The organism is Streptococcus sp. CM6, from assembly GCF_000526095.1.
Lineage (GTDB): Bacteria > Bacillota > Bacilli > Lactobacillales > Streptococcaceae > Streptococcus > Streptococcus oralis_BW.
In genome coordinates, this window is the sequence record NZ_JATS01000011.1 from 1 (window position 1) to 24,545 (window position 24,545).

Consider the following 24,545-nt stretch of genomic DNA (forward strand, 5'->3'; position numbering starts at 1 on the left):
CTGTATTTACCAGCTTCAAGAGCTTTACCTTCAAGAACTTTCTTAGCTCCAAGAGTTACACTTGTAGCCCCTGCTGGTGTGTAAGTATTCTCGAATGCTTTTTCACCATCGTAAGCAACAGTTGCTTCAAGGACACCTTTACCATTATCCGCTACAGTTACTGTAGCTGTGATGGTTTTCGTATCGTACTGGATACCTGTAGCAGTACCCGCTTTTTCAGCAATCTTATAAGCATAAGTGCCCGCTTTGTCGAATTCCAATTCTGAGAACTTAACGTTTCCGTCTTTGTCATTCTTCACGGTTTCTTTCACATTACCGTCTTGGTCTGTCAAAGTGAACTCAAATTCATCAGCTTTCAACTCACGTCCTGTCAACTTCTTAGTCACTTCGAGATTTGCTTTAGCATTTGCAGCTTTGTAAGTATTTTCGAAGTGTCTTTCATCGTTGTCATAAGAAACAGTTGCTTTCAGAGCACCATGACCGTCATCTGTTACTTCGATAGTCACTTCCACAGTCTTATTAGAATAAGTGATACCATTCTCGATTTGACCAGCTTTGTGTTCGTAGATTGTATACTGGTAAGTACCAGCTTTCTCGAATTCTAAATCCTTAAACTTGATGTTTCCATCTGCATCATTTGTAGTTTTTTCTACGGGATCACCTTCGTGATTTAGCAAGGCGAAGACAAACTCGCCACCTTTGAGTGGCATTGGAGTATTGGTGTTCTTATTGATAAATGATTTAGTTGCAGAAACTGGAGCTTTGACTTTTGCAGGGTTGTAAGTATTGGTGAAGGTTGTGCTATTAGCTGTACCATCACTGCTGTAATCAACAACTGCAGTCAGTTTACCATGACCGTCATCTGTTACAGTTACTTTAGCTGTGACTGTCTTAGAATCGTAGGTAATACCATTTTCAGTTGTACCAGCTTTTACTTCCTTGATAGTGTAAGTATAAGTACCTGCTTCATCGAAGGTCAATTCATGAAACTTAACTTTTCCATCTGCATCATTTCTCTTAGTTTCAACGTTACCAACTTGGTCTGTCAACGTAAATTCGAACTCATTTTCTTGAGCTCCTGTCGTACGACCGGTCAACTGCTTAGTCACTTCAAGAACGGCCTTAGCATTAGTTGCTTTATAAGTATTTTTGAATGTCTGAATTCCACCATCAGTAGCTCTATTCACTGCACCAGTAAGTGATGGTACAAGATTAGAACTAGGTGCTGAAGAGACCAAATTAGCTGACGGAAGTGCCACAGCAGTAATAGGATGATACAATACTGTCGCAACCAGTTTACCTTTTCCATCATCTGTTACACTTACTGTGACTGGTACTGTTCTAACATCGTAAGTCACACCATCGATGGTTTGACCAGCATTCACTTCAACAACAGTAAATTCGTATTCACCCGCTTTATCGAAAGGAATATCTTTGAAGACTACGCGACCAGCTGCATCGTTCTTAGCTCTTTGAACTTCTTGGCCATTTTTGTCTTTCAAGATAAATTCAAATTCTTCGTTTTGAAGAGGTGTTGGACGACCACCCACCAATTCTTTTTTGACTTCAATATCAACCTTAGTTGGTGAAGTACCATAGGTGTTTGTGACAGTTAAATCAGCTGTTTGATTGGCTGTATAACCATCTACAGCAGTGACAAGATTGCCATCTTCATCGACTTCCATCACACTATAAGTGTACTTCACACCGTGCTCATCTGTCGCAGGAAGGTCTGTCCATTCTACAGTTCCATCTGTTTTGGGAACTTCTTTTTGGGCAGCACCAGCTACTTCTTCAATCGCTCCACCTTCTGGCGTACGATAGAGTTTGAAGTAGACAGTTGGACGAATATGTTCCTGACCGCCAACCCAGATTTTCTTAGCCGTCACGTTTGTCTTTGGAACTTCGTAAGTGTTGGTGACTTTGTTGTTTCCGTTATAGGATACAACATAGCTGTTGTCGCCTACTTTGACTTTCTCTCCTTCTTTCAAAGGAAGTTCAGTAGTATCTTGAAGCTCGCGAACAGAGTAGACTAATTCTGTTTTTCCATCAACATCGTACTTAGGTAGTCGATTTAGCCACTTATAAGTGTAAACACCATTAGACTCTGTCACTTCAGGGGTGTAGTTCCCAGTAACAGGTTTTGCATCTGCAACAGTTTGTCCTTCTTTGTGCACATACAAACCGAGTTTGACTTTTTTGTAGTCAGTTGCTTTTCCGTTTACCCAAGTCTTGGTTGCTTCAAAGTCAACTGTCACACGTTTGTTAGAGATATTGAGGGGAACACCCTTTCCATCTTTCATCTCCACTTCGAACTCTTGACTATTTACCTGATAGCCTGATTTAGGAGTTTTTTCTTTAACGATATACTTACCATTATTGAGAGCCTTTGAGACAGCTATCCCATCCGCATCTGTTGTAACGGTATCAACCAAATTATTAGTGGTTTTCTCACGGATTTCAAAGACAACGCCTGCCAACTTAACAGTTGCATCCGCTTCATCGTATTTTGTGATTTTGATCTTACCAGCAATATCAGCTGTGACTGACGCACCTACAGATTTAACCGTCTTTAAATTAAAGGTTGCTTCTGTTCTGGTTCCAATACTACCTCCGTAGTTTTCCCAAATAAGTTGTGGTTGATTATCAATCAAGTACTGCGCTGAGTTACTTATCGTTGAAGTATCTGCTGGTGAGGATGTATCATACGTTAAGAAAAAGCTCTTTGTTCCCATATTGGTCGGCATGAGCAACTCAAATCCTCGTTTCCCGTTGACAAAGGTCAACAAAGCTTTTTTATCTGAGTTAGCCTTGTATACCTCCGGATCGGTTGTGATTTCGTATTCATCACCTAAATGTTTAAGAGCAGATGAATTCGTATTCGTCGTTTCGAATTCCGCTTCATGCATATAGAAAGTACCTTCCACATAGTTAGCAAAGGCTCCCTTTGAAACGTCATCTGTAATCTTCACCACATGTCCAGTCATATCTTTCTTAGCGCGATTAATTTTCATTTGAAAATGTGCTCTCGCCTTATTGTTATCGTTATAACCGTACTTTGTAATAGTTTCTCCAATCACGTCAGTCTGTTCATATTTATTCACTTTATACGTGATGGTCTGTTTTTTACCATCTGGTAAAACATAGGTAACCGTTTTCCCCTCTTTTTTGAGCGTTTCAGTTGCTTCTGCAACAAAGTCCCCACGAATATTTTGCTTGTCCTCCACCTTTTCGTTGAAAGTAAATACCAGCTGATGGTTAGCATTATCCACCTGGACAGTCCCCATTTTGGTATTTGATGTCGAATCAATCAAATCCAGACTACCATCCGTCAAACTCAAGTTATTTGGAGCTTTTACGATAAAGTAATCACCATTCTTGATTTCATTAACTGCCACATTGGGAAATGAGAATTTACCCGAATATTTCAATTTCATCGAAGTATCATTTGAACCATGAATTCCTTCAGTCTCACTTCCTGTAGATGCTATAGTAATCTTCAAGTCATCTATTTTGACTTTACTCGTGATATCAGTTGCCGCATGTGCTTCACCCGCCGGGAAAAGCATCATCAAGAATAAAAGAGGGAATACCAGAAAACCGAGATATTTTTTTATCTTATCCATTATGACCAACCTTTCTATTTGTATATCGATAAAAAATTAAGTATTCAATTCTACGTACGCAACACCTCCACAATATAGTGACGTATCCATAATAACACCATGCTCTATTCTTGATAAAATTATATTCACTTACAGCACATAATATAATAGAACTTATCAGGTTTATTATATCATATATATTTTAATTAATTTATTTCATTACTAAAGAATTTATTTACGAAATGTCAACTTCAAAGAATTCATTCCTTTGATATTTCTACTCCCTTTCAATAAATAATGTCCCTTTATTCATAAAACTAAATATAGCCAATTTATTAATCTATATGCTGTTATAAGATTTAATATAGTAGAAATATATTAAAGCAAAAGTTTAGAACATAACAAAAAGTGAACTAAACAGAATTCTGATTGCCCCAGAATAGTTTGGTTCACTTTTTATTTAATCTATTAGATTTTCAAAATTCATAATGAAGAGTTTTTAAAATATAAATCTATTTTGTCCCCATCTCTTCATATCGTAGAAATTCTAATCCTCTTTTTTGCCTTTAGTGGCTACTAGTCCTGCACTCAAACCAAGAAGAGCTAAGCCTGCTGCTAGGGCTGCTTGACTTTCTGCACTTCCTGTATTTGGCAACTGCTCTTCTTGAGCTTGACTAGCTGCATTTGAAGCAATTTCTTTTGTATCTTCCTTTTCTGATACTTGTGGTTTTGTAGATTCTTGAGGTACTGGTTTGGTCGTTTCACCAGCCGTACCTACTTCTACGATGCGATCCTGAGCCACGACTTTATCATAGCTTTCTTTTTCAGTTCGTTTGCCATTTTCAACTTCGATCAAGTGAACACGGATACCTTTTTGTCCTTCTTGGAGAACACGAGTTTCACCTGCTGGAAGCTTATCGTTCTTTTGTTCCTGAACCTTGAAGTCAATTGTTTCTTCTTCGATTACAAGTTCTGGTCTGTTAAGGACAAGGTTCTTCACTTCATCTTCTGGAAGGGAGGTTCCTGGTTTAGTACCAACTTCTACTATACGATCTTGAACAGCGACTTTATCGTAAGTTTCTTTAAGCTGACGTTTTCCATTTTCCACTTCAATCAAGTGAAGACGGATACCTTTTTGACCTTCTTGGACAACACGAGTTTCTCCTAGGTACAACTTATCAGACTTACGTTCCTGAACCTTGAAGTCGATGGTTTCTTCTTCGACTATCAGTTCGGGTCTGTCGAGGACAAGGTTCTTCACTTCGTCTTCTGGAAGAGAGGTTCCTGGTTTTGTTCCAACCAAGACGATGCGGTCTGTCGGAGCCTCTACCACTTCGCGAAGTTTTTCTTCCTTACTTCCATCAGGATTAATCGCTGTAAAGATACGTTCTTTACCAACTTTTCCTTCTTGTTCTACACGAGTTTCTCCTAGATACAGCGTTGAATCCTTTTTCTCAACTGTCTTGTAGGCCAAATCGTTTTCAACAAATTCGAGTTTTGGAAGTTCTTCTTGTACAGCAGCAACTGTCTTCTCAGAAACTGGTTTTTCCTTGGTCAACTGGATACGGTATTCCTTGACTTGTTTTCCACTTTCTGAAACAAGACGAACAAGTACTGGAAGGCTATCATCTCCGCTATCTACAACTGTTGAAGCTACTTGATTACTTTCTTCGACTGAGACTTTTGGACGTTGACCTTTATAGGTGATTTGGTAGTCTTGACGATCTTCAGCGAAGTCAGGAAGTTCTTTTCCATCTACAAGAATTTTTGATTGGGTACTTTCTTGAGGCAATTCACTCGGTGCAAGGAAGGTCATCTCAATCATCGCAACACCGCTCTTGTCTGCTTTACGCTCCATACGCCATCTCATGGCTTTGGCTTTGACAGCTTTAAATGTTACGTTGATTTCATCACCAGCTTCAATATCTTTATCCGCACGATAAGGCACAGCTTCCCAATTTTCTGGATTATTGAATGGATGAGCTGCATCGTAGGCTTGGTAGTTTGAATAGTAGGTAGGCACTTCAAAGTCTGGACCAATATAGCGTTCCAAAACGAGTTTAGATGGTGCATCTGTACCACTATCTGCAAAGAAGTGAAGTTTGGCTTGCGCTACAGTCCGTTCTACAATCTTACCATTTTCACGGAAGATCACACCTGCTGATACTTCTGGATTAGAAGATGGTGTTGGAGACCAGTTTGTCCAACGACGATTTTCTGAATGATTTCCGTCATTGAGATAGTCCACACGGTCATGGGAGTTTCTATCAATGTCGTTAGTGGCTGAAGCAAAGGCGCGGTTACTATTTTCATCATACTCTGGGTTATTTGAAAGAGCTTCACCAAGTTTGTCTGTCACTCGTACAGTGAACTCAGCAACAAGATCACTACCAAGGACACGACCTCGAACGGTAAATTGACCTGCTTTTGTCAGATTTTCTGCTGGAACTTCTTCCCATTCAACTGCCAAGTCTTTTGTTTCGTAACCGTCTTTACCTGTGAAGTAAACAGGAACCTTAGTTGGCAATTCAAGCGGTTGCCCTACTTGTAGCAAGCGAGCTTGTTTGACCGCAGCAACTGGTTTACGAGAGAGCAAGTCTTTATTGCTTGTAAAGTGTAGACGGTATTCTCCTAGGATGTCACCATTTTCAGCCTTCGCGATAACACGAACTGGCTCACCTTCACGAACACTTGGAACGACGGTGGCGAGACCATTGTTGCTAACACTTGCTGTTACTGCAGGAACTTTTCCATCTACTGACTCAAGATAGTAGTCTGTCAAATCAGGGTTAAAGTTTGCTAAGTCTTTACCGTCAACTTGGATTCTTGTTTGTCCTTGTTTAGCTGCCGCAACTTGTTTCGCAAAAATTTGTACTTCTGTGATAGACGTTCCTTTCTTGCTATCAAGTCGAACCATACGAATGCGAACCGCATAGGTCTCAACTTTATCAAAGCTAAAGTGGTTCATTTCTCCAGCCTTGAGTTGAGCTGGGGCTTTTAGATTGGTAACTGGTTTCCAGTTGGCTGGATCGTTAAATACGTGGTTTTCCTCACCTACAAAGCTAGGGTTTTTAGGGGCTGTTGGAACGGTCTTACCGACATAATATTCAATCACATAAGACTTCGGTACACCAACTCCGTGGTCTTCGTGGAATCCGACACTTAGATTATCAACTGAACGTTTGCTCAAAATACCTGAATCTCCGAATAGGACACCAACTGAAGCTTCTGGATTAGTACGGTTCCAGTTTGTCCAACGGTTAGCTGGGCGGTCATTAAAGGAAATCAATTTATCGTTGACGTTTGAAACAGGATCAGTTGGATTTGAGTCTGAAGCAAAGGCAAGTGGCAATTCTGAACCGGTCCATTGGTCAGAAATATTTGCTCCCTTCTCAGTTTGAGCAGATACGCGAACATGAAGTTTAGTTGTTAATTGCGTACCTTCTAGGCGACCATTAACTGTAAAGACACCTTCCTTGGCGTATTGCTCTGGACGAATCTTATCCCAAGTAACCTTAGCTGATGAAACGTGACCATTTGAATCATAGGTACGAACGCTTTCTGGTAATTGTGGTGCTTCTGCAATTGGAGTTGTCACACTGACTTCTTCAACTGAAACGATGCCTTCTACAGATACTTTAGCACGCGCTTCAAGATCCAGACCTTCAACTTTACCTAGAACTTCAAAGGTTTGATAGTGATCGAGTTTTTCTTTTGGAATAGCTTGCCAAGTGACTTTGTGGGCTTTAGGGAAACCTTTATCATACTCAACTGTTACTGTAGCTGGAAGACTTGGTTCCTGATGCAAATCTGTTACTACGTTTACTGGACGGATAGATTGGGCTACCTTCTTCTCAGTATTAGCCTGGATCGTAAGATCGATTTGACCTGTAGTCCCCTCATATTCTGCTTTGAGAGCGACTGATCCTGGCTTATGTAACTCAAGCATTCCTTTACGAACTGCGACTTCCCCTTCACCACTTGTAGAGAAGGTTACTTTATCTACTGGTAAAACTGCTTGTGTTCCGTCTTGATAGTGTGCAAGGACAGATAATTTGACTGTTTGGTCTTCTTTAAGGCTGTCAGCTTGTTCCACTTGTAGGCTCAAATGGTCAATTTTTGGTGCTTCTTCGAGGAACTGAATTGCATACATTTGAAGAGGGCCACCATCATTTGGTTGAACAAAGATACTTGCACGCATACCGTTTGCTGCGCTTGCTTGCACCACTGTAACAGCTGCATTTTCAGCACTTGCTGCGACTTTTGGTAACTTAGCTCCATAAGCAAGAGTGCGGTATTGCATTGGTTTTTGGCTAGTAAGTCCTGTGACAGCTTCACCACCAACCGTTACAGTTGGTACTGCAGGCGCTGCAGCCTCGCCTTCTTCTACTACAAGGGTAGCATGAATGGTTTCGCCAGCTAATTGACCAGTCATTTGAATACGTGATCCTGCAACTGACAGTTTAGCTTTATCTGCTTCCGCAATCTCCCACTTATCAACTTCGTATTCTTGAACGCTTCCATCCGTTACAGCGATAGAAACATATTTATCAACAGCACTCAAGTCTGTTCCTGGAGCAACACGTTTAACAGTTGGTAGTTCTTTCGCAATTGCTAGAATTTCGACACGGGCCTCAACTTCACGTCCGTCTGCCATACCTTTAACAGTCACAACTCCTGCTTGGCTCACATCAACTGAAGACCAAGTTACTGGACGTTTTTCACGACTGCCATCACTGTAGATAAAACCGACTGTCTTCGGCATTTTCGGTTCTTTCTCAATAACAGTACGTACTTTTGGTACCTCTGTTCCGAGAACTGTCTTTTCTTGGTCTTCTTTTTTACCAGTAAAGACAGTTACTTGACCAGATTTCAAGAGATCTGAATGAGCTGTTAGTGTGAATTTACCTGCTTGTTCAGTTGATTTAACAATGGCAACCCCTTTACCGTTAAAGGCTCTACGGATCCAAGAACCATCTGGTTGCGCCTTGTAGCGTTCACGGCTGGCTTGTTCCCCATTATCGACACCGACCAGTTGACCTTGTCCATGCAATTGGAAACGAACCAAGTTATTGGCAGTTGGTACCACATTTCCTTCACTGTCAACGATTTCATAGTAGATGTAGGTCAAGTCTTTTCCATCTGCTGCGATTGCGTGTTCTTCTTTGACGAGGCGAACACCTGCTGGTTGGCCTGCAGTAGTGATCTTATCACGTGCAATTTCTTTTCCAGCTTCATCGCGAGCTACAGCTTCCAAGGTACCTGGTTGGTACGCAACCTTCCACTCAAGATAGAGTTCCTTAGCATTCGCGCCTTCTTGGTAGGTACGACCATCGCTGGTTTGTTTTTTGTTGAAGGTCTTAACTCCGAGAGATTGACCGTTCAAGAACAATTCAACGCTTGCAGCATTAGAGTAAGCTCGAACTGGAATCTTTCCTTGTGAATCTTCTACTTTAGAGGCCAAGTCTCTATTTTCCCAGTTCCAGTGAGGAAGGAGGTGCACCATTGGTTTCTTCTTAACAGAAACCCATTGGCTTTGGTAGAGGTAGAAGTCATGTTTTGGAATACCTGCTGTATCTACGATTCCAAAGTAAGAACTCTTAACTGGCGTGTGGTTTTGGTTGTGCCATGGTGTAGGCTCCCCGATATAGTCTGTACCAGTCCAGATAAATTGTCCTGCGTAACCAGCATTGTCACGGTCAAAAGTCCATGAATCTGTTGCCGTTTTACCCCAGTTAACTCGGTCATTACCATAATCGGACTGTTCGTAATGACGTTCAGGTCCGTTACTATGTTTCAATTCCTGTTCAGGGCGATAATAGCTACCGCGTGTACGGGTTGCTGAAGATGTTTCTGAACCGTAAATCAACCAGTTTGGATGTTTCGCACGAAGTTTCTTGTAGTTGTCTTCTGAATAGTTAAAACCAACCGCATCCAGTTCATTAGCAATTTTCTCATGATCACCGCTACCATCACCAAAGCGGAACTTATCTGCTCCCATGGTAACATAACGTGTCGTATCAACATCTTTAATCACTTTTACTAAGCGTTTAACCGTTGCAAGAGAGTGAGCATTACCATTGGCTTCACCGATTTCGTTTCCGATAGACCACATGAAGACAGCTGGGTTGTTTTTGTCTCTTTCGACCATGGTACGAAGATCATAGTCAGACCATTTTTCACCTTTTCTAGCCTCTGGGTGAGTGGCATCTTTTTCAAAGAAACGTCCGTAATCATAAGGTTTCTTGCCACCATACCAGGTATCAAAGGCCTCTTCTTGAACGAGCAAACCAAGTTCTGCTGCAATTTGCAAAGTCTGAGGACTTGCAGGGTTATGAGTTGTACGGATGGCGTTAACCCCCATCTCCTTCATTTGTTTGAGACGGCGATATTCTGCCTTATAGTTTTCTTCTGCTCCAAGCGCTCCGTGGTCATGGTGCAAGGAAACCCCATGGAATTTAATGCGTTCACCATTCAAAGAGAAGCCTTCATTTGGCGTCCAGTGATAGTAACGGTAACCAAACAAATCCTTCTTAGCATCCACCAACTGACCATCACGGTATACACGCGTAATCAATTCGTACAAGTCAGGTTTGTCATTTAAAACTGTCCAGAGTTTTGGTTTTTCAACTTCTAAAATAGCATCAAGACTTGTTGATTCATGTGCCTTCAAGGTACGGCTCGCTGTACGAACCAAACCTGTCACAGCCTGACCACCACGTTCAACGATTTGATACTCTGCCACCAATTCATGGTCTTTATCATCTGTATTGACTATTTTGCTGGCTACATGAGTTTCAACCTTACCATGTTGCTGTTCTTCAAGTTTTGGTGTTAAGATAGTTGTCCCATTCTTCTCAACATGAACCTTATCTGTCACTTGCAAGGTTACATCACGGTAGATACCACTACCAGAATACCAACGGCTACTTGGCTGTTTGTTGACAGCATGGACAGCAATCACATTCTCACGACCATCTTTGTAAAGGTATTTGGTGATATCGTATGAGAACTGGTTATAACCATTTGGATAATGCCCCACTAACTGGCCATTGACATAGACTTGAGAGTCCATGTAGACACCATCAAAAGTGACACGAACATTTTTCTTGAGATCTTTTTCATCAAGTTTAAAGGTCTTGCGATACCAAGCTTCACCACCATTGAGCTGTCCACCCTCATTTTGGGCAGGTGACTGATGGTCAAAATCGTTAAAGATACTCCAGTCGTGTGGGAGATCCAATTTTTGCCATGTTGATACATCGGCATCTGATTTCACAGCTTCTTTAGGATTCGCATTGAGTTTAAAGTGCCAATTTTGATTAAAATTCACTTTTCTATCTTCAATCATTTGATTCACTTCTTCATTTGTCGCAGCTTTCAACTCTTCCTTGACAGGCTTTTCTTGACTTGAAGCTTGAGATTCTACCTTTGGAGCTGTTTCTTCAGGTTTTAGAGATGCTTTCTCCTCTTTTGGAGCTACAGGTTCATCTTCTTTCACCTCTGGTTTGCTTGCTTCAATTGGTGCAGCTTGACTTTGGTCGACACTTGCAGCATCCTTGTGCTCTGCTACAGCTTGATTTTCTTTTTCCTCCACTGCCGGACTTTCCTCTTTTGCTTGTTCCACAGTGTGGGCGATAGGAGTTTCATCCGCGAAAACTGGTGACTCTCCAATGACACTTCCTCCAAATAGAACCGCACAGGTTCCAATCATGACAGAGCAAGCGCCTACGGCAAACTTACGAATGCTGTAGACTCTTTTACGATTCCAATGGCCTTTTTCCATAAAATCCTCCTTTAGTAACCGCTTCCATTTTATTGTAAACGTATTACTGTTTCATAGCCTTTTACCCTTATTCTATAAAATAATATAGGAAATTTCAATACCCTAAACACAAAAAATCATATTTTTGATTGTTTTTTCTATAATTTGTAGAAAAGTTTAAAAATCTGATTGTAGATTTAGTGAATGGTTTTACTAAAAAAGGCGGTGGGACAGAAATCGATAGACAAAGTCTCGATTTCGTAGTCCCAGCCTCGCGAGGATGATTAGGAGCTTTTTGGAGTCTGAAAGACGAACAAAAAGTTCAATCAGCTAACGCGTCAAAGTTTGATTGCTAAAAAAAGTGAGGTCGGGATCTTTTGTCCCAACCTCTTTTACGGACTATCAAACTGGGATTTCCTTATAGATTATTGACTAGATTTTCCCTTTTCCAAAAGATTGACCATCTCATTTTTACGCTCTTCTAGCTCGGCAATTTGCTGGAGTAAAAGTCCTGAAAAATCACAATTAAGCTCTTCAGTTTCGCCACTATTATACCAATCCAAAGCTACTATGTGATTGTCCTTATCAAAGCAGAAAATTACATCTCCATCACCGATGATAGACAGAAATGGAATATAATCCTCAAAGCCCAGAGCGTGTAATTCCTTGGTTTTAATTCGAATGTCTAAGAAGTCTGGGATGCCATTTGCAATTCCAAAAACCTTAATACCTCGACAGAAAGTCCAAAAAGGGGCTACATCGTAAGCCTTGGCTCTTGGCCATAGCTCTTCCCTGACTTCCATAAAGAGACCTCCCAGAGATGACATGGTGAATTCCCTGAAATCTTCTGGCAGACGAATGCCGTATTGATTTTCAAAATCCTGAACATCTTCTTCCGATGGTTCATTACCCATGCAGGCGACAACCTGATAAGTTTCCTTATCATAGTGACGAAAATACTCATAAACTTCCTTGAGTGCCATTATTTTAATCCTTTTTACTCAGAAATAGTAACTACAAATCCATCTGGTAAGATGATTTGTTGTCCCTCCTTAACCTGACAATGACTCGCTAAATCAACTGAATCTCTGTCCAAGACAAAATTTTCCTTAGACTGATTAAAGGTAGCCTGAACTTCTTTTCCTTCGTAGGTCCATTCCAAGACAATAACATCTGGTTTCACTTCTTGCAAGCTATAGGAACCATGCTGAATAATGCTTGCAACTTCTTTACGGGCCTTGATTAATTTCTTCATGAAATTCAGCATATCATTGTCCTCAGACACACGGTCCCAAGGCATGACACGACGGCAGTCGGGATCTGGTCCACCTATTAATGCAAGCTCTGTTCCGTAATAGATACAAGGAGTCCCTTTTTGAAGGTAGAGGAAGGTTAAAGCAGCCTTGACATGTTGCACATTGCCTTTGGCAGTTGTGAGGATACGCTCTGTATCGTGAGAATCCAGAAGGTTAAACATCACTTCTGAGATTTGTTGCTTGTAGTACATTGACTGGCTATTGATTTCTGAAATAAACTGCTCTGTCTTTTTATGCTGACGCAAGAAATAATCCTTGATACTTTCAGAGAGCGGGTAGTTCATGACAGCATGGAACTCATCCCCTTTTAGCCAAGGTTGAGACGTATGCCAGATTTCACCTAAAATATACAAATCAGGCTTTTTAGCGAGAACTGCCTTTCTAAAATCTTTCCAGAACTGATGGTCAATTTCATTGGCAACGTCCAAACGCCAAGCATCGATATCAAAATTCTCAATCCAGTAGGTCGCAACACTTAAAAGATAGTCTTTGACTTCAGGATTTGCTGTATTTAACTTAGGCATATAGCTAGCAAAGGCAAAGGTATGATAAGGGAGTTCTCTTGGATTCTGAAGTTTATCCTCTGTAATTGGAAACTCTTGAATATGGAACCAATCTTTATAAGGAGAATTTTCTCCATTTTTTAGAACATCCTGCCATTGGGCAGACTGGTAGCCGATATGATTGAAAACAGCATCTAGCATAATCTTAATGCCACGTTTATGGGCTTCCTCGACTAGATTACGAAAGACTTCCTTGTCTCCAAAGTGACGGTCAATTTCAAAATAATCCGTCGTATCGTACTTGTGATTGGTCGTTGCTTCAAAAATTGGACATAGGTAAAGTCCAGTGATTCCCAAATCTTTAAGATAGTCTAAATGGTCAATAATCCCTTGTAAATCTCCACCAAAAAAATCATCCATGTTAGGTGCAATGACAGCATCCCACTCTCGAGCTCCATCTGGAGTTAGATTAGGATTTCCATTAGCAAATCGTTCTGGGAAAATCTGATACCAAACGGTATTTGAAACCCAGTCAGGAACTTGGCAACCATCGATTTCGTGAATATAAGGAAGCTTGAAACCATTTCCTTCAGCATCCAAGTTTTCTTGAGTATGTTCTACGCAACCCTTATCACCGTAAAAAACACCTTGACCTTCTTTATCAAGGAGCTCAAAGAGATACTGAATGCGAGCAAAATCAACAGAGACCGTAACCTGCCAATAGTCAAATAGGGCATCTGAGGTTACTTTAGTCATTTCTTTCTTGGCTTCATACTTATCCTCGATGAAGATAAAGGGATCTCCATAATGTAAAATGACCTGCTGGACATCATCTTTCTTGGTTTTGATTCGGATATGTAACTGACCTTCTTTGTAAAGATAAGCATACTCTGATTCTGGTCTATGATAAATGGCTGTCAATTCCATGTCTTGTCTCCTAAATAATCATCATCAACAAAAACGCAAACGTTTTCATAACTAACAGAACTAGTATACTATTTAAAGATCCGATTTGCAATTTTTATACCAGTTTTACGATAGATATATAGATGGACAAGGGTAAAATTGAGTAGAATCTTTATGAGCTTTAAAAGAGAGTTTCCATGAACCGGAAAACTCTCCATCATTACGAATCAGATGATTAGAATAAATGCTATCTGATATCTTTAATCTTCTAAAATGAAAATTTCTTCAACATGTAGTTGTAGCAACCTTGCAATTTTCATTGCTAGTTCAAGTGTAGGATTGTACTTGTCATTCTCGATAGCAATAATGGTTTGTCGACTAACGCCTAATATTTTTGCCATATCTTCCTGACGTAGTCCTTCAGACTTTCTTAGCTGTTTGATATTATTTTTCATACAGCATTAGTCTTTCTGAAAACAATAAATGCCAATTGCCAAAACTACGATAAGGATAACAACCATCAAAATTACTCCTTGAACAAGTTTATTAGGTTCTTTAAAATCTTCATCACCATCAACCATTTTCTGTTTTATGGCAATTTGTGTAAATCCTTGAACAGAAATAGATAAACATAAAATCAGACATGGTAACATTTCAAGTTCAATGCCTTTTGTAATAGATTGATAAATATTAAATACTGTCCATCCACATAAGCCAAATAGAGCCGTTTTATAACCCCATTCCTCAGAACGTAGCTGAATCGCTCTGTCCATTTCATCCATTTTTCTCATAGTCCTGTTCCTCCAATCTGTCAAAACAATGTCAAGAGCTCTTTACATTTTTTATTATACTCTAAATCGATGAAATGTCAAGATGTTTTAACATTTTTAGGCTTTTTTATTTTCTTCTATTCTAAGAATATTTCTAACTCTGATTTACAGCCTAGTCAATCCGACAAAGGGCAAGTTCTTTTAATCCTCTGTCGTAAAGGAAGGTTAAACAAAAGTTGTCTGTCATATTTTGAAGCTTGTGTTTACTCATTCCTCTAGGCAAAGCTATATCGCACCATTCTCTCGTTGCCAGAGAAAATAGCTTTTGCTTACCCTTCCAGTCATCATTCTTAAATAAGGGGCTCAGGATAAGATAAGGCGAATCCGTAAAAATTCCATTGACACCAGCTTTTTTGCCTAAAGCCTTTAAATGTTCAGATTCTAATAACTTTTCGATAATACGACCATCACTAGAGATTTTAACAAGAGCATAATAGTCCATGCCCCATTTATTGACAGAGGTTTGACTTTCTCCAGAGCTAAAGGCATAGAGCTCTTGCTTCCAAGATTTCATACTATCGATTTTAGGACAAAAACTTGAGTTCGTGTCGTGGTGGTTTAAATCTTTTTTATCAATATGCGAATAAGTGGTCCACTTCGCCTGCTTTTTCTCTCGATCAAATTCTAAAAGGGCAAAGTTTCTTGCCTGATTTGTATAAACTTGATTTTCAAAACACACGGGTATCTGGTCGCTATCTGATACGATTTGAAAATATCTCTCTTGTGCCTTTTTAGGAAGTATACTTTGCGGATCCTTTATGGCAATAATTTCTGGATTAGAAAAATCACCAGTATAATAGACTATTTCCTTGCCAGCCTTGATGATGCCAATATTTTGTCCATCTGTAAAGAGTAGAGGCTCTTCCTCCCAAACATGGTCACAATACCAAGCATCTATCTCCTTCACACCCAAAGGTGATACTTCAAGCAGACAGTAGAGATTGAAAGTTTCCTTCTCACTGGTCAAGACAAAGGCTCTACCATCATGTAACATGACAGAATTGAAAACACTATTGTAGTCCTTGTCTAGTTCCCATTTATTCAATAGACTTAACTTTAACTTCCCCATTTTCTCTCTCCTAATCCATCACCACTCGTTGATGGCAAATAGAATGGCTGATCTAATATTTCTTAGCAATTGATCTGAAAGTTCATCGTATACTTGACCCAGTCCCTTATCTTGTGCCAGCCATCCAGGTTCATCATTCCAGGAGCCCATTCCTCCAAAAACATCCGCTGAGCTTGCAGCTCTAAATATGCTTAGATGTTGCAGTGGAATTTGAGGTTCTGCCAGCCCTTTACCAGATTCTGGGTCTAGCAAACAGTTTCTAGCAGATTGAAAGACTTTGGCAAAGTTGTCACATTCAATTTTAATTGCTAAATCTTCTATACGAGTCAATATGTCCTTAAATTCTTCGATATTATTTTCATAGTGGGGAATGTCTTGAGAAAACCTTTCCCATTCATACTCGGTGTAGGTAACATCCCAGCCCCTACCTGCGGAAGCAGATTTCCAATTTGGTAGGAAATAACCTGCCTTCCCATCTTTATAAAAACAGAGAATTGAACTCTGTGTCGTATTGGAGAAACCTAAAATACCTCTGTCATTTACTGAGATAGGGCAAAATAATTTTAAGTCCTTCAAACCTTTTTCCTTAAGATTTTCAAACCAATCAGATACAGATAGTTCTATAACTTCCCCCTTTTCTGACGGCAAAATTTGAAAGCAAATCTTATTGATATATTGGTCAGGATGATACAAGATTGCCTGATCAGTTTTTAAAGCCTTCCTAGCTGCTGCCACGATACAGGCTATTTGGTACATTTGTCCATTCATATGATCTCATCCATTATCCCTTCAATCAGATTTGTAAGGCTTTCAGCCGCATAGATCACCTGGTCAGGATCATGGATGTAGCAAATAACCTGACCTTCCTGACCCTCCTGGTCTGGATCAAAATCCAGCATAAGATAACAAGAGTCACAATACTGAGCAAAAGGAAGCCATTTTTTATTAAAAAGATAAGGCTTAATTCTACTATCATGCATGTTTTCTAGGTCTTGACTAGAAAAATAGTCGGGAAATTCGGTTAACAGAGCATCTCTATTTTGAAAGTACTTTTTACAAGTCTCAATTTCCTGTAGACTCATGAGAGAAAAAGTCAAATCTCTCTGGTCAATTACACAAGGTAAAATAGAGAGGTATTTACTCCCATTTTTATAGCTATAAAGCTCTTTGAAGTCACTAGGTAGACGAATGCCAAATATTTCCTCAAAGGCTTGAAGCTCTTCCTCAGAAGCACCAGAAATGCCCTGATAATCTTCCAGATATCCTTCCTCTACAGGATCATCCAAATCCCAGTCTTCAAAACACTCACAAATATAAGTTTCTATTTTTTTAACTTGGTCAATTAGTTGCATCATTTCACCATGATTTCTTTATTTTATCTGTCTTCCAATGCTTTTTAACGCTTATAACTTGTTTTTTCTAGGAGAAGGGGTTCAGGATTTTGCTTAATCCAAGCAATAGCTAGCTGACACAGGCGGTCTAGGCGAGGCTCGTCATCAAAATCTTTCCCATGAACTTGAGCAATAAGCTCTTTAGTCTCTTCTAATTCTTGATCTGAAAGGGGGATTCCTAGAGACAAGTATTGAGGGAGAGCTTGAAGCATTTTTCTATAGTCCCTGTCCCAGTTGACCCCACCATTGCGATCCAGTTCATCTCGAACTCGACCTGGTATACGAATAACTTCTCCCTGAACAGTTTTGGCTGCTCCACTTGAAGGAATCAAGAAAGACCATAGTTCCTCATATTGCTCCTCCCAGCTACCTTCTTTTACGAGAATCGGAGAAACTCCATCGTGGGTTATTCGTTTGGCTACCGGCTTGACATCAAACAAAGCATAAAGTTTTTCTAGACCCTGATCTGCTCCCTCGATGTAGTCAGGATGGATACTTTCTCGATGAAATTCAAAATCCTTGCCGATTTGTTCAACTTTTTCCTTCATTTGAGACGTTTTCTTAGCACCAGCCTCTAGTAACATAGAGGCAATTTCAGCAGTTTGGGCAATATAGATTCCCCGGCAGACCATCAAGACTGAAGCTAGAGGAGTTCTACCCATATCATTTTTGGCATTAACATCTGCTCCTTTGTCAATCAGAAGTTTGACAGTCTTAGGATGGAAAAACTCAGCTGCTACATGTAGGGGTGTCTCACCATAGGTATTAGGTTTTCCAATGTCTGCCCCCAATTCAAGCAATAGTTTTACAGTATCTCTTCCCATGGTTGCCTGACGATACAAAGGAGTTGCTCCATAATAATCAGGGATATTGATATCTAGGCCCTTTTCTACCAGCCAGATAACCAATTCATCCGGGACTCCTCCCATATGCAGAGGTGTACATAAGCTAAATCTTCCATCATGAGCGGTTAATTCACAACGATCATAGACTGCTTTAAGGGCTTCAATATTTCCTTCATCCATTAAATCCTTAAACTCTTTTGGTAATGTAACTCTTTTCTTTGCCATCTTTAGTTCCTTTCTTCTGATTCAGCATCTAGGGCAAGCCAATGAAGTTTGTCAACCGTTTTCAAAGTCAGGACTTGTCCATCATAATCATTTTTCAACTCAAGACCGTTTTGCTCAATAGATATATGATTGTACCAGTGGTCTAGGCTGGCGTATTCCCCCGTATGAATGTTGATGAGCATGCTCGTTATGGGATTCCAAGTCCCTTTCTTAACTGTTTCTGCTAATAGGTAGTAAGCATCTAAAAATATGAGATTTCTCCCATAGATCCAAAAGGGCAGATCAAGCCCCAACAAAGGCAACTTGGCAGAAAAAATCTCATCACCGTGTGGTGGAACGGTTTCATAATGAAATTCTATCTCACTGCCATAATAGGCAATCAGGGCTCCCTGACATCCGATATTTTGAGGAATCCCTTCCTCAGCTACAATAAATTCCATGACCTGCTCCTTCTATTTTCAATCATAAAACCCGACCAGACTCTGCCAAAATATCAAACTGGACGCATGACCTATTCTAGTCATCAAGTGGATGAAGTCACTTTCACAACCCTTCCAAACTGCAGATTGGGCCGTTCCCATGGCTCTAACAAATGCTAGAAAATCTGGTGTCAGCCATATTTTTTCATCATAGTTCATCTCTGCATCAAGAGCATAGACCGCCCCAGATTGACAATCCAGCAAAATAGTGTAGGGATCTCCATTTGCAATGATGATCAAGCCTCTTTCTTGTAGAGTCGAATAATCGTGGTATTCCAAATTGCGATTGAGCAGCCAAGTAAGACTAGTGTCGTCCCCATATCCAAACTGGTAACTTAAAAAAACCGACCTGCCCCCAGTTATAGGCCAGAATATACTTCCTAAAAATCGGATCCAAATCTTGTATTTGCAGTTGTTTTTTCAAACGATCCAGTTCAGACACAGGCACTTCAGTATGGCTCAGGACAATTCCTTCTCTTATCTCAGGGTCAAGCCCTTGTATTGCTTCCTCAATAATGGAAATAATTTGGTCAATTGTCAATAATTCCATTGTCAACCTCCGGCTATACATAGGGCATTATCTAGGGTAAGCTAGCTGGTTTGGGACTTCATTTATCTAATGAACTTTCTTATCTCAATTATACTCCAAAACTATCAAATAGAGATAAACTACCAGTATTTTCAGGGATTATTTTTGATCAACAACTTCTCCTTATTAAAGCAAAAAGCCATTCCTCAAGGGAACAGCTTTCTCACTTATAATTAAAGATTCCCCCTGCCAACTTATCTGCTAACTTAGGAAAGAGGGTGTAAAACTTATGGGCTAGGTTCAACAAAACTGGGAGATTGAGTTCCCGTTTGTTTTTTCCTATACACTTAACAATCTTTTTAGCGACTGCATCTGGTTCTAAAAGAAAGCGGTCAACCGACTTGAGGTAGGTCCCATCTGGGTCTGCCTGGTCAAAAAAGGCAGTACGAATCGGTCCTGGATTAACCGTCGTTAGATAGACACCATAGGGCATGAGTTCGAGGCGCAGAGCGTTTGAAAATCCAATAGCTGCAAACTTGGTCGCTGAGTAAAGACTGGACTTGCTAGTCGCTATCAAACCTGCCATACTGACGATATTGATGATATGGCCTTTTCGGCTTTCTTTCATACGAGAAGCAATCAAACGTGATAGGTTCATCAGGGCAAAGGTATTGACCTCAAACATCTGGTGAATGTTTTGATTAGAAATCTGGTCGAAATCTTCAAAAATTCCATATCCAGCATTGTTAATCAAGACATCAATCTTGCCATAACGGAGATAGAGGTCAGCTACCAGAGCTTCTAGGGCTGTGTCATCAGTAATGTCGATTTCAATCCATTCCACATTAGGATGATTTCCATATAGTTGCGCTAGTTTTTCCTTGTTTCTACCTAGCAAGATCAGTTGGTCATTTGGCAAGAGTTTAACCATTTCTTGGGCTAAGCCACCGCTAGCTCCGGTAATGAGAATTGTAGACATATTTATCCTTTCTCAATCTTCTAAATTTCCACTTCTTCCAAGTCTTTGACCACATGAACATTTTCAAAAACAGTTGCTGCATCTTTCTTGAGCTGACTGATATCTTTTGAGAGGAAACGAGCACTGATATGATTGAGCAGGAGGCGTTTGGCACCTGCTTCTGCTGCTACTTGTGCTGCCTGCATATTGGTTGAGTGACCGTGATTGCGAGCAATTTTTTCATCTCCCTTGCCATAAGTCGACTCGTGAACCAAGACATCGGCGTTGACAGCTAGACGCACACTGGCATTGGTTTTTCGGGTGTCACCAAGAATGGTGATAATCTTACCCGGACGGGGAGCTGAGATATAGTCTGCTGCCTTGATTTCAGTCCCATCTTCGAGAACAACATCCTGACCGTTTTTGATTTTTCCAAAAAGCGGGCCAAATGGAACACCAGCGGCCTTAAGTTTTTCAGCATCCAAGGTACCTTCTAAGTCTTTTTGCATGACACGATAACCAACGCAGAAAATAGTGTGGTCCAACTCCTCTGCATACACAGTGAATTTATCGGTCTCAAGGATTTTCCCTAGAGAATCTTGGTCAAACTCATGAAAATGAATACGGTAAGGCAGGCGAGAACCTGACACACGTAGACTGGTTAAGACAAAAGACTTAATGCCTTGGGGACCATAGATTTCCAAATCTGTTTGCTCTTCATTAGCCTGAAAAGCACGGCTAGAGAGAAATCCTGGCAATCCAAAGATATGGTCTCCATGCAAGTGAGTGATAAATATTTTGCTGACCTTACGTGGTCGAATCGTGGTTTCCAGAATGCGATTTTGCGTTCCTTCTCCACAGTCAAAAAGCCAGACTTCGTTAATCTCGTCCAAGAGTCTCAGGGCGAGACTTGAAACATTGCGGGCTTTAGAGGGCTGACCAGCCCCCGTTCCTAAAAATTGAATATCCATTTGATACTTTCTAATTAATCAATATATAACATAGCTGTGCGATTTTCCGATCGGAAATAGCGCTTGCCAGAAAAAGTAACAGCTTCTTGTAATAAATCCTCTTGGCTATAACCTTTGAGACGTTTGCGACCATCAGCCAAGCTTTCCAAATCTGTCAAAGCTGTGAGACTTTTCACGCTAACAACTTCTTCATCTCCGGCATCCTTCATGTAAATCTTTCCAGACTCTTCAAAGACGAGTTGATGGGGGAAAATTTGCGCAATCTCAAAAAGTAAGTCATCCGAGATTTTCTCTTCATTTTCAGAGAAAATCCGCCCCAGGCCCTCACTCTCATAGCAAAATCCAAAAGATTTGCCAGATAAATTAAGACGAATAAAAGGCTTATTTTCAAAGGTGAAACTTGGCTCAGCATTGTAGAGGTTCAGTTCCTGACTGACTTCTGCAAAATAATCCGTCGCAGCTTCAGGACTCTTTTTCTGGTAGAGTTCAGCAAAGTAGGCATTGACGACACTCGGAGGAGGTGTGATGAGAGCCAACTGCTCTTGCTCTGTTTTGCCAGCTAGAAGTTGATCTAGATAGACCTTATCCAGACTTGTATAACCTCCATACTTTAGAGCCAACGTTTTAATATCAGTCATAAAATTCCTCTAACCTCCATTTATTTTTCTCGGAAATGTAGCCTGTAATCACTTCTCCATCATCTTGGTAGTCACGTTCTTCAAGAATCGCCACACTTTCTAGATCATGTATCTTGTAAGACTTAGAAAAAGGCACGCGCAGGGTAAAGACTTCAAAAATCTCCTTGATCTTCTCCAAAAACAATGCTTGCAAGTTCTCACGACTATCCTCAGACTTGGCAGAAATGAGGGCATACGGCGTTTGAGTAGGCGTGAAATTCTCCACCAAATCCGCTTTATTATAAAGGGTCAGGCGGGGAATATCCTCCATATCCAAGTCTTTCATGATGGACAGGACTGTTTTTTCATGCTCCTCGTGATAAGGATTGCTGGCATCGATGACATGAACTAGAAGGTCTACATGCTTGCTTTCCTCTAAGGTTGACTTGAAACTGGAAACCAATTCTGTTGGCAAATCCTGGATAAAGCCAACCGTATCAGTCAAGGTAACCTGAAGATTGCCCCCCAGATGGATACTCTTAGTTGTCGCATCCAGGGTCGCAAAGAGCTCGTCAGCCTCATACTGGGTCTTGCTGGTCAAGGTGTTCATGATGGTTGATTTCCCAGCATTGGTGTAGCCAATCAAACCAATCTTAAAGGTACTCGACTCCAGACGTTTTTCTCTAACTGTTGCCCGATTTTTCTCAACCACTTTGAGTTGGCGTTCGATATCTGTGATTTGATTGCGAACACTACGACGGTTCAGCTCCAGCTGGCTTTCACCAGGACCACGGGAACCAATTCCACCAGCCTGACGGCTGAGCATAATCCCCTGACCAACCAAGCGAGGCAAGAGATACTTGAGCTGAGCAAGATGAACTTGGAGCTTCCCTTCATGGCTTCGAGCCCGCATGGCAAAGATATCCAGAATCAACTGCATACGGTCAATAACTTTAACACCCAGAACTTCCTCTAAATTGACATTTTGCCGTGGTGTCAGACGGTTGTTGACAATGACAGTGGTAATTTCTTCTGCATCCACCATTCGCGCAATCTCTTCCAACTTACCAGAACCGACGAAAGTCTTGGAGTCATACTTTTCCCGTTTTTGCCTGTAGCTATCTACAACGACTGCCCCAGCTGTCTTAGCCAGACTAGCCAATTCTTCCATAGAGAGGTCAAAATTGTCCATGCCCTGCAATTCCACACCAATGAGTAGGACGCGTTCCTCTTTTTTCTCCGTTTCAATCATCTAAAAACTCCTCTATCTGGCTTAAAATGCGGTCCTGCACGCCAGGCTCTCCTATCTGATAAAAGGTGACCTGCATGCGATTACGGAACCAGGTCAGCTGACGCTTGGCAAAACGACGCGTCGCCCGCTTGAGACTATCGCTCGCTTCTTCAAGAGTTTGCTCCCCACGGAAATAAGGAAAGAGTTCCTTGTAGCCAATGCCTTTAGCAGCCTGCACATCCGGGTAATGATCAAAGAGCCACTTGGCCTCATCCAAAAGACCAGCCTCAAACATCAGATCCACTCGGTGGTTGATACGCTCATAAAGCTGACTGCGTTCATCATCCAAGCAGATAATCAATGGTTCATAAGGACTTTCCTGATTTTCCAAATCCTGACCAAAATGAGCAATTTCCAAGGCGCGCATAGCACGACGACGGTTAAACTGGGGAATTTCAAGGCCTACTTGCTCCACAAGATGGGCTAATTCATCATTTGTAAAAGCATCCAAACTAGCTCGATAGGCTAAAATATCCTCATGAGGTGTTTCCCCACCTAGATGATAGCCTTCAAGCAAGCTCTGGATATAAAGCCCTGTACCACCCGCGATAATCGCTAGCTTACCACGGCTTTGAATATCCTCAATAGCCTTCTTAGCTTCTGAAACAAAATCAAAAGCCGAGTAAGACTCGGTCACCTCTCTGACATCAATCAAATGATGAGGAACAGCAGCTTGCTCCTCTGGGCTAGCCTTGGCCGTCCCAATATCCAACCCTCTGTATACTTGCTGACTGTCGCCACTGACCACCTCTCCACCAAAGCGCTTGGCCACTTCAATAGCAAGGGCTGTCTTCCCAACAGCAGTCGGTCCAACAATCACAATTATTTTTGTTTTCATCTTTTTTCCTTGAAAAATTCCCATTTTTTCGTTACTATTATTATATCACAAAAAGGTCAGTCAGAAAAATGCTACCTCTTGAGGAGCCTGGCTGATCGGGAAGATAAAGGAGGAAGACTCATGGCTAAAGGATTCGCTAAAGGTCTTGTAACAGGTGTCGCAGGAACTGTCGCTGCCGTTGCAGGTGCAGTATACGCAATTAAAAAGAAAGTGATTGAGCCAGAAGAGCAAAAAGCAGCTTTCATCGAAGAAAACCGCAAAAAAGCAGCTCGCCGCCGCGTATCACATTAAGCAACAAAAGAAGTTGAGAACTCTCAACTTCTTTTTATTTTCTTTTATACTCAATGAAAATCAAAGAGCAAACTAGAAATCTAGCCGCAGGTTGCTCAAAGCACTGCTTTGAGGTT

The 24,545-nt window shown here is 40.9% G+C and carries 19 protein-coding genes; 1 reads left to right on the forward strand and 18 read right to left on the reverse strand.

Annotation, left to right across the window (positions count from 1 at the left end; translation table 11 throughout):
* The 18 genes from HMPREF1516_RS03485 to miaA form a co-directional block, all read right to left on the reverse strand.
* Positions 1 to 3,626: Spy0128 family protein (locus HMPREF1516_RS03485; RefSeq protein ID WP_156916950.1), on the reverse strand; the 3,626-nt coding region annotated here is incomplete at its 3' end.
* 526 nt (positions 3,627 to 4,152) lie between these two features.
* On the reverse strand, positions 4,153 to 11,391 hold the full coding sequence (bgaA, locus tag HMPREF1516_RS03490; protein WP_033605811.1) for an LPXTG-anchored adhesin/beta-galactosidase BgaA: 7,239 nt from the start codon (positions 11,389 to 11,391) through the stop codon (positions 4,153 to 4,155).
* A 404-nt stretch (positions 11,392 to 11,795) separates the two neighbouring features.
* Complete coding sequence (locus HMPREF1516_RS03495; protein ID WP_033605813.1) at positions 11,796 to 12,353, reverse strand: SMI1/KNR4 family protein; 558 nt, start codon at positions 12,351 to 12,353, stop codon at positions 11,796 to 11,798.
* Between the two features lie 14 nt (positions 12,354 to 12,367).
* Entirely contained in the window at positions 12,368 to 14,116 is a 1,749-nt protein-coding gene (locus HMPREF1516_RS03500) for a glycoside hydrolase family 13 protein (RefSeq protein ID WP_033605814.1), read from the reverse strand.
* A 239-nt stretch (positions 14,117 to 14,355) separates the two neighbouring features.
* Positions 14,356 to 14,550, reverse strand: coding sequence for a helix-turn-helix transcriptional regulator (locus HMPREF1516_RS03505; RefSeq protein ID WP_033584559.1), 195 nt, complete (start codon positions 14,548 to 14,550; stop codon positions 14,356 to 14,358).
* A gap of 6 nt (positions 14,551 to 14,556) precedes the next feature.
* Positions 14,557 to 14,886 (reverse strand): hypothetical protein, encoded by a 330-nt coding sequence (locus tag HMPREF1516_RS03510; protein WP_033584556.1) that lies wholly within the window; start codon positions 14,884 to 14,886, stop codon positions 14,557 to 14,559.
* 151 nt (positions 14,887 to 15,037) lie between these two features.
* Positions 15,038 to 15,994, reverse strand: coding sequence for a hypothetical protein (locus HMPREF1516_RS03515; RefSeq protein WP_033605815.1), 957 nt, complete (start codon positions 15,992 to 15,994; stop codon positions 15,038 to 15,040).
* An 18-nt stretch (positions 15,995 to 16,012) separates the two neighbouring features.
* Positions 16,013 to 16,762 (reverse strand): hypothetical protein, encoded by a 750-nt coding sequence (locus tag HMPREF1516_RS03520; protein ID WP_033605816.1) that lies wholly within the window; start codon positions 16,760 to 16,762, stop codon positions 16,013 to 16,015.
* Positions 16,759 to 17,346, reverse strand: a complete 588-nt coding sequence (locus HMPREF1516_RS03525) for an SMI1/KNR4 family protein (RefSeq protein WP_033605822.1) — start codon at positions 17,344 to 17,346, stop codon at positions 16,759 to 16,761. Before HMPREF1516_RS03525 ends, HMPREF1516_RS03520 begins: the two co-directional genes overlap by 4 nt.
* A gap of 44 nt (positions 17,347 to 17,390) precedes the next feature.
* On the reverse strand, positions 17,391 to 18,455 hold the full coding sequence (locus HMPREF1516_RS03530) for an ankyrin repeat domain-containing protein (protein ID WP_033605817.1): 1,065 nt from the start codon (positions 18,453 to 18,455) through the stop codon (positions 17,391 to 17,393).
* A 2-nt stretch (positions 18,456 to 18,457) separates the two neighbouring features.
* On the reverse strand, positions 18,458 to 18,895 hold the full coding sequence (locus tag HMPREF1516_RS03535; RefSeq protein WP_000394429.1) for a hypothetical protein: 438 nt from the start codon (positions 18,893 to 18,895) through the stop codon (positions 18,458 to 18,460).
* An 18-nt stretch (positions 18,896 to 18,913) separates the two neighbouring features.
* The gene (locus HMPREF1516_RS09785) at positions 18,914 to 19,174 is read right to left on the reverse strand and encodes a hypothetical protein (protein ID WP_232216678.1); all 261 of its coding nucleotides are present in this window, start codon (positions 19,172 to 19,174) and stop codon (positions 18,914 to 18,916) included.
* A 64-nt stretch (positions 19,175 to 19,238) separates the two neighbouring features.
* A complete protein-coding gene (locus tag HMPREF1516_RS10040) occupies positions 19,239 to 19,484 on the reverse strand; it encodes a hypothetical protein (protein ID WP_198014359.1) in 246 nt (81 codons plus the stop codon).
* 202 nt (positions 19,485 to 19,686) lie between these two features.
* Positions 19,687 to 20,442, reverse strand: a complete 756-nt coding sequence (locus tag HMPREF1516_RS03545; protein ID WP_033605818.1) for an SDR family NAD(P)-dependent oxidoreductase — start codon at positions 20,440 to 20,442, stop codon at positions 19,687 to 19,689.
* A 20-nt stretch (positions 20,443 to 20,462) separates the two neighbouring features.
* Positions 20,463 to 21,392, reverse strand: coding sequence for a ribonuclease Z (gene rnz / locus HMPREF1516_RS03550; protein ID WP_033605819.1), 930 nt, complete (start codon positions 21,390 to 21,392; stop codon positions 20,463 to 20,465).
* A gap of 14 nt (positions 21,393 to 21,406) precedes the next feature.
* Positions 21,407 to 22,030, reverse strand: a complete 624-nt coding sequence (locus tag HMPREF1516_RS03555) for a hypothetical protein (protein WP_000129698.1) — start codon at positions 22,028 to 22,030, stop codon at positions 21,407 to 21,409.
* Positions 22,023 to 23,261, reverse strand: coding sequence for a GTPase HflX (gene hflX / locus HMPREF1516_RS03560; RefSeq protein ID WP_000573176.1), 1,239 nt, complete (start codon positions 23,259 to 23,261; stop codon positions 22,023 to 22,025). Before hflX ends, HMPREF1516_RS03555 begins: the two co-directional genes overlap by 8 nt.
* On the reverse strand, positions 23,254 to 24,138 hold the full coding sequence (gene miaA / locus HMPREF1516_RS03565) for a tRNA (adenosine(37)-N6)-dimethylallyltransferase MiaA (protein WP_033605820.1): 885 nt from the start codon (positions 24,136 to 24,138) through the stop codon (positions 23,254 to 23,256). Before miaA ends, hflX begins: the two co-directional genes overlap by 8 nt.
* 120 nt (positions 24,139 to 24,258) lie before the next feature.
* Here miaA and HMPREF1516_RS03570 point away from each other — a divergent pair, with 120 nt between their 5' ends.
* Positions 24,259 to 24,429, forward strand: a complete 171-nt coding sequence (locus tag HMPREF1516_RS03570; protein ID WP_001051782.1) for a DUF3042 family protein — start codon at positions 24,259 to 24,261, stop codon at positions 24,427 to 24,429.
* Positions 24,430 to 24,545: the final 116 nt, after the last annotated feature.

Coding starts and splice junctions, on each gene's coding strand:
- bgaA (WP_033605811.1), bottom strand. CDS start 11,391: ATGGAAAAAGGCCATTGGAATCGTAAAAGAGTCTACAGCATTCGTAAG.
- HMPREF1516_RS03495 (WP_033605813.1), bottom strand. CDS start 12,353: ATGGCACTCAAGGAAGTTTATGAGTATTTTCGTCACTATGATAAGGAA.
- HMPREF1516_RS03500 (WP_033605814.1), bottom strand. CDS start 14,116: ATGGAATTGACAGCCATTTATCATAGACCAGAATCAGAGTATGCTTAT.
- HMPREF1516_RS03505 (WP_033584559.1), bottom strand. CDS start 14,550: ATGAAAAATAATATCAAACAGCTAAGAAAGTCTGAAGGACTACGTCAG.
- HMPREF1516_RS03510 (WP_033584556.1), bottom strand. CDS start 14,886: ATGAGAAAAATGGATGAAATGGACAGAGCGATTCAGCTACGTTCTGAG.
- HMPREF1516_RS03515 (WP_033605815.1), bottom strand. CDS start 15,994: ATGGGGAAGTTAAAGTTAAGTCTATTGAATAAATGGGAACTAGACAAG.
- HMPREF1516_RS03520 (WP_033605816.1), bottom strand. CDS start 16,762: ATGAATGGACAAATGTACCAAATAGCCTGTATCGTGGCAGCAGCTAGG.
- HMPREF1516_RS03525 (WP_033605822.1), bottom strand. CDS start 17,346: ATGCAACTAATTGACCAAGTTAAAAAAATAGAAACTTATATTTGTGAG.
- HMPREF1516_RS03530 (WP_033605817.1), bottom strand. CDS start 18,455: ATGGCAAAGAAAAGAGTTACATTACCAAAAGAGTTTAAGGATTTAATG.
- HMPREF1516_RS03535 (WP_000394429.1), bottom strand. CDS start 18,895: ATGGAATTTATTGTAGCTGAGGAAGGGATTCCTCAAAATATCGGATGT.
- HMPREF1516_RS10040 (WP_198014359.1), bottom strand. CDS start 19,484: ATGGAATTATTGACAATTGACCAAATTATTTCCATTATTGAGGAAGCA.
- HMPREF1516_RS03545 (WP_033605818.1), bottom strand. CDS start 20,442: ATGTCTACAATTCTCATTACCGGAGCTAGCGGTGGCTTAGCCCAAGAA.
- rnz (WP_033605819.1), bottom strand. CDS start 21,392: ATGGATATTCAATTTTTAGGAACGGGGGCTGGTCAGCCCTCTAAAGCC.
- HMPREF1516_RS03555 (WP_000129698.1), bottom strand. CDS start 22,030: ATGACTGATATTAAAACGTTGGCTCTAAAGTATGGAGGTTATACAAGT.
- hflX (WP_000573176.1), bottom strand. CDS start 23,261: ATGATTGAAACGGAGAAAAAAGAGGAACGCGTCCTACTCATTGGTGTG.
- miaA (WP_033605820.1), bottom strand. CDS start 24,138: ATGAAAACAAAAATAATTGTGATTGTTGGACCGACTGCTGTTGGGAAG.
- HMPREF1516_RS03570 (WP_001051782.1), top strand. CDS start 24,259: ATGGCTAAAGGATTCGCTAAAGGTCTTGTAACAGGTGTCGCAGGAACT.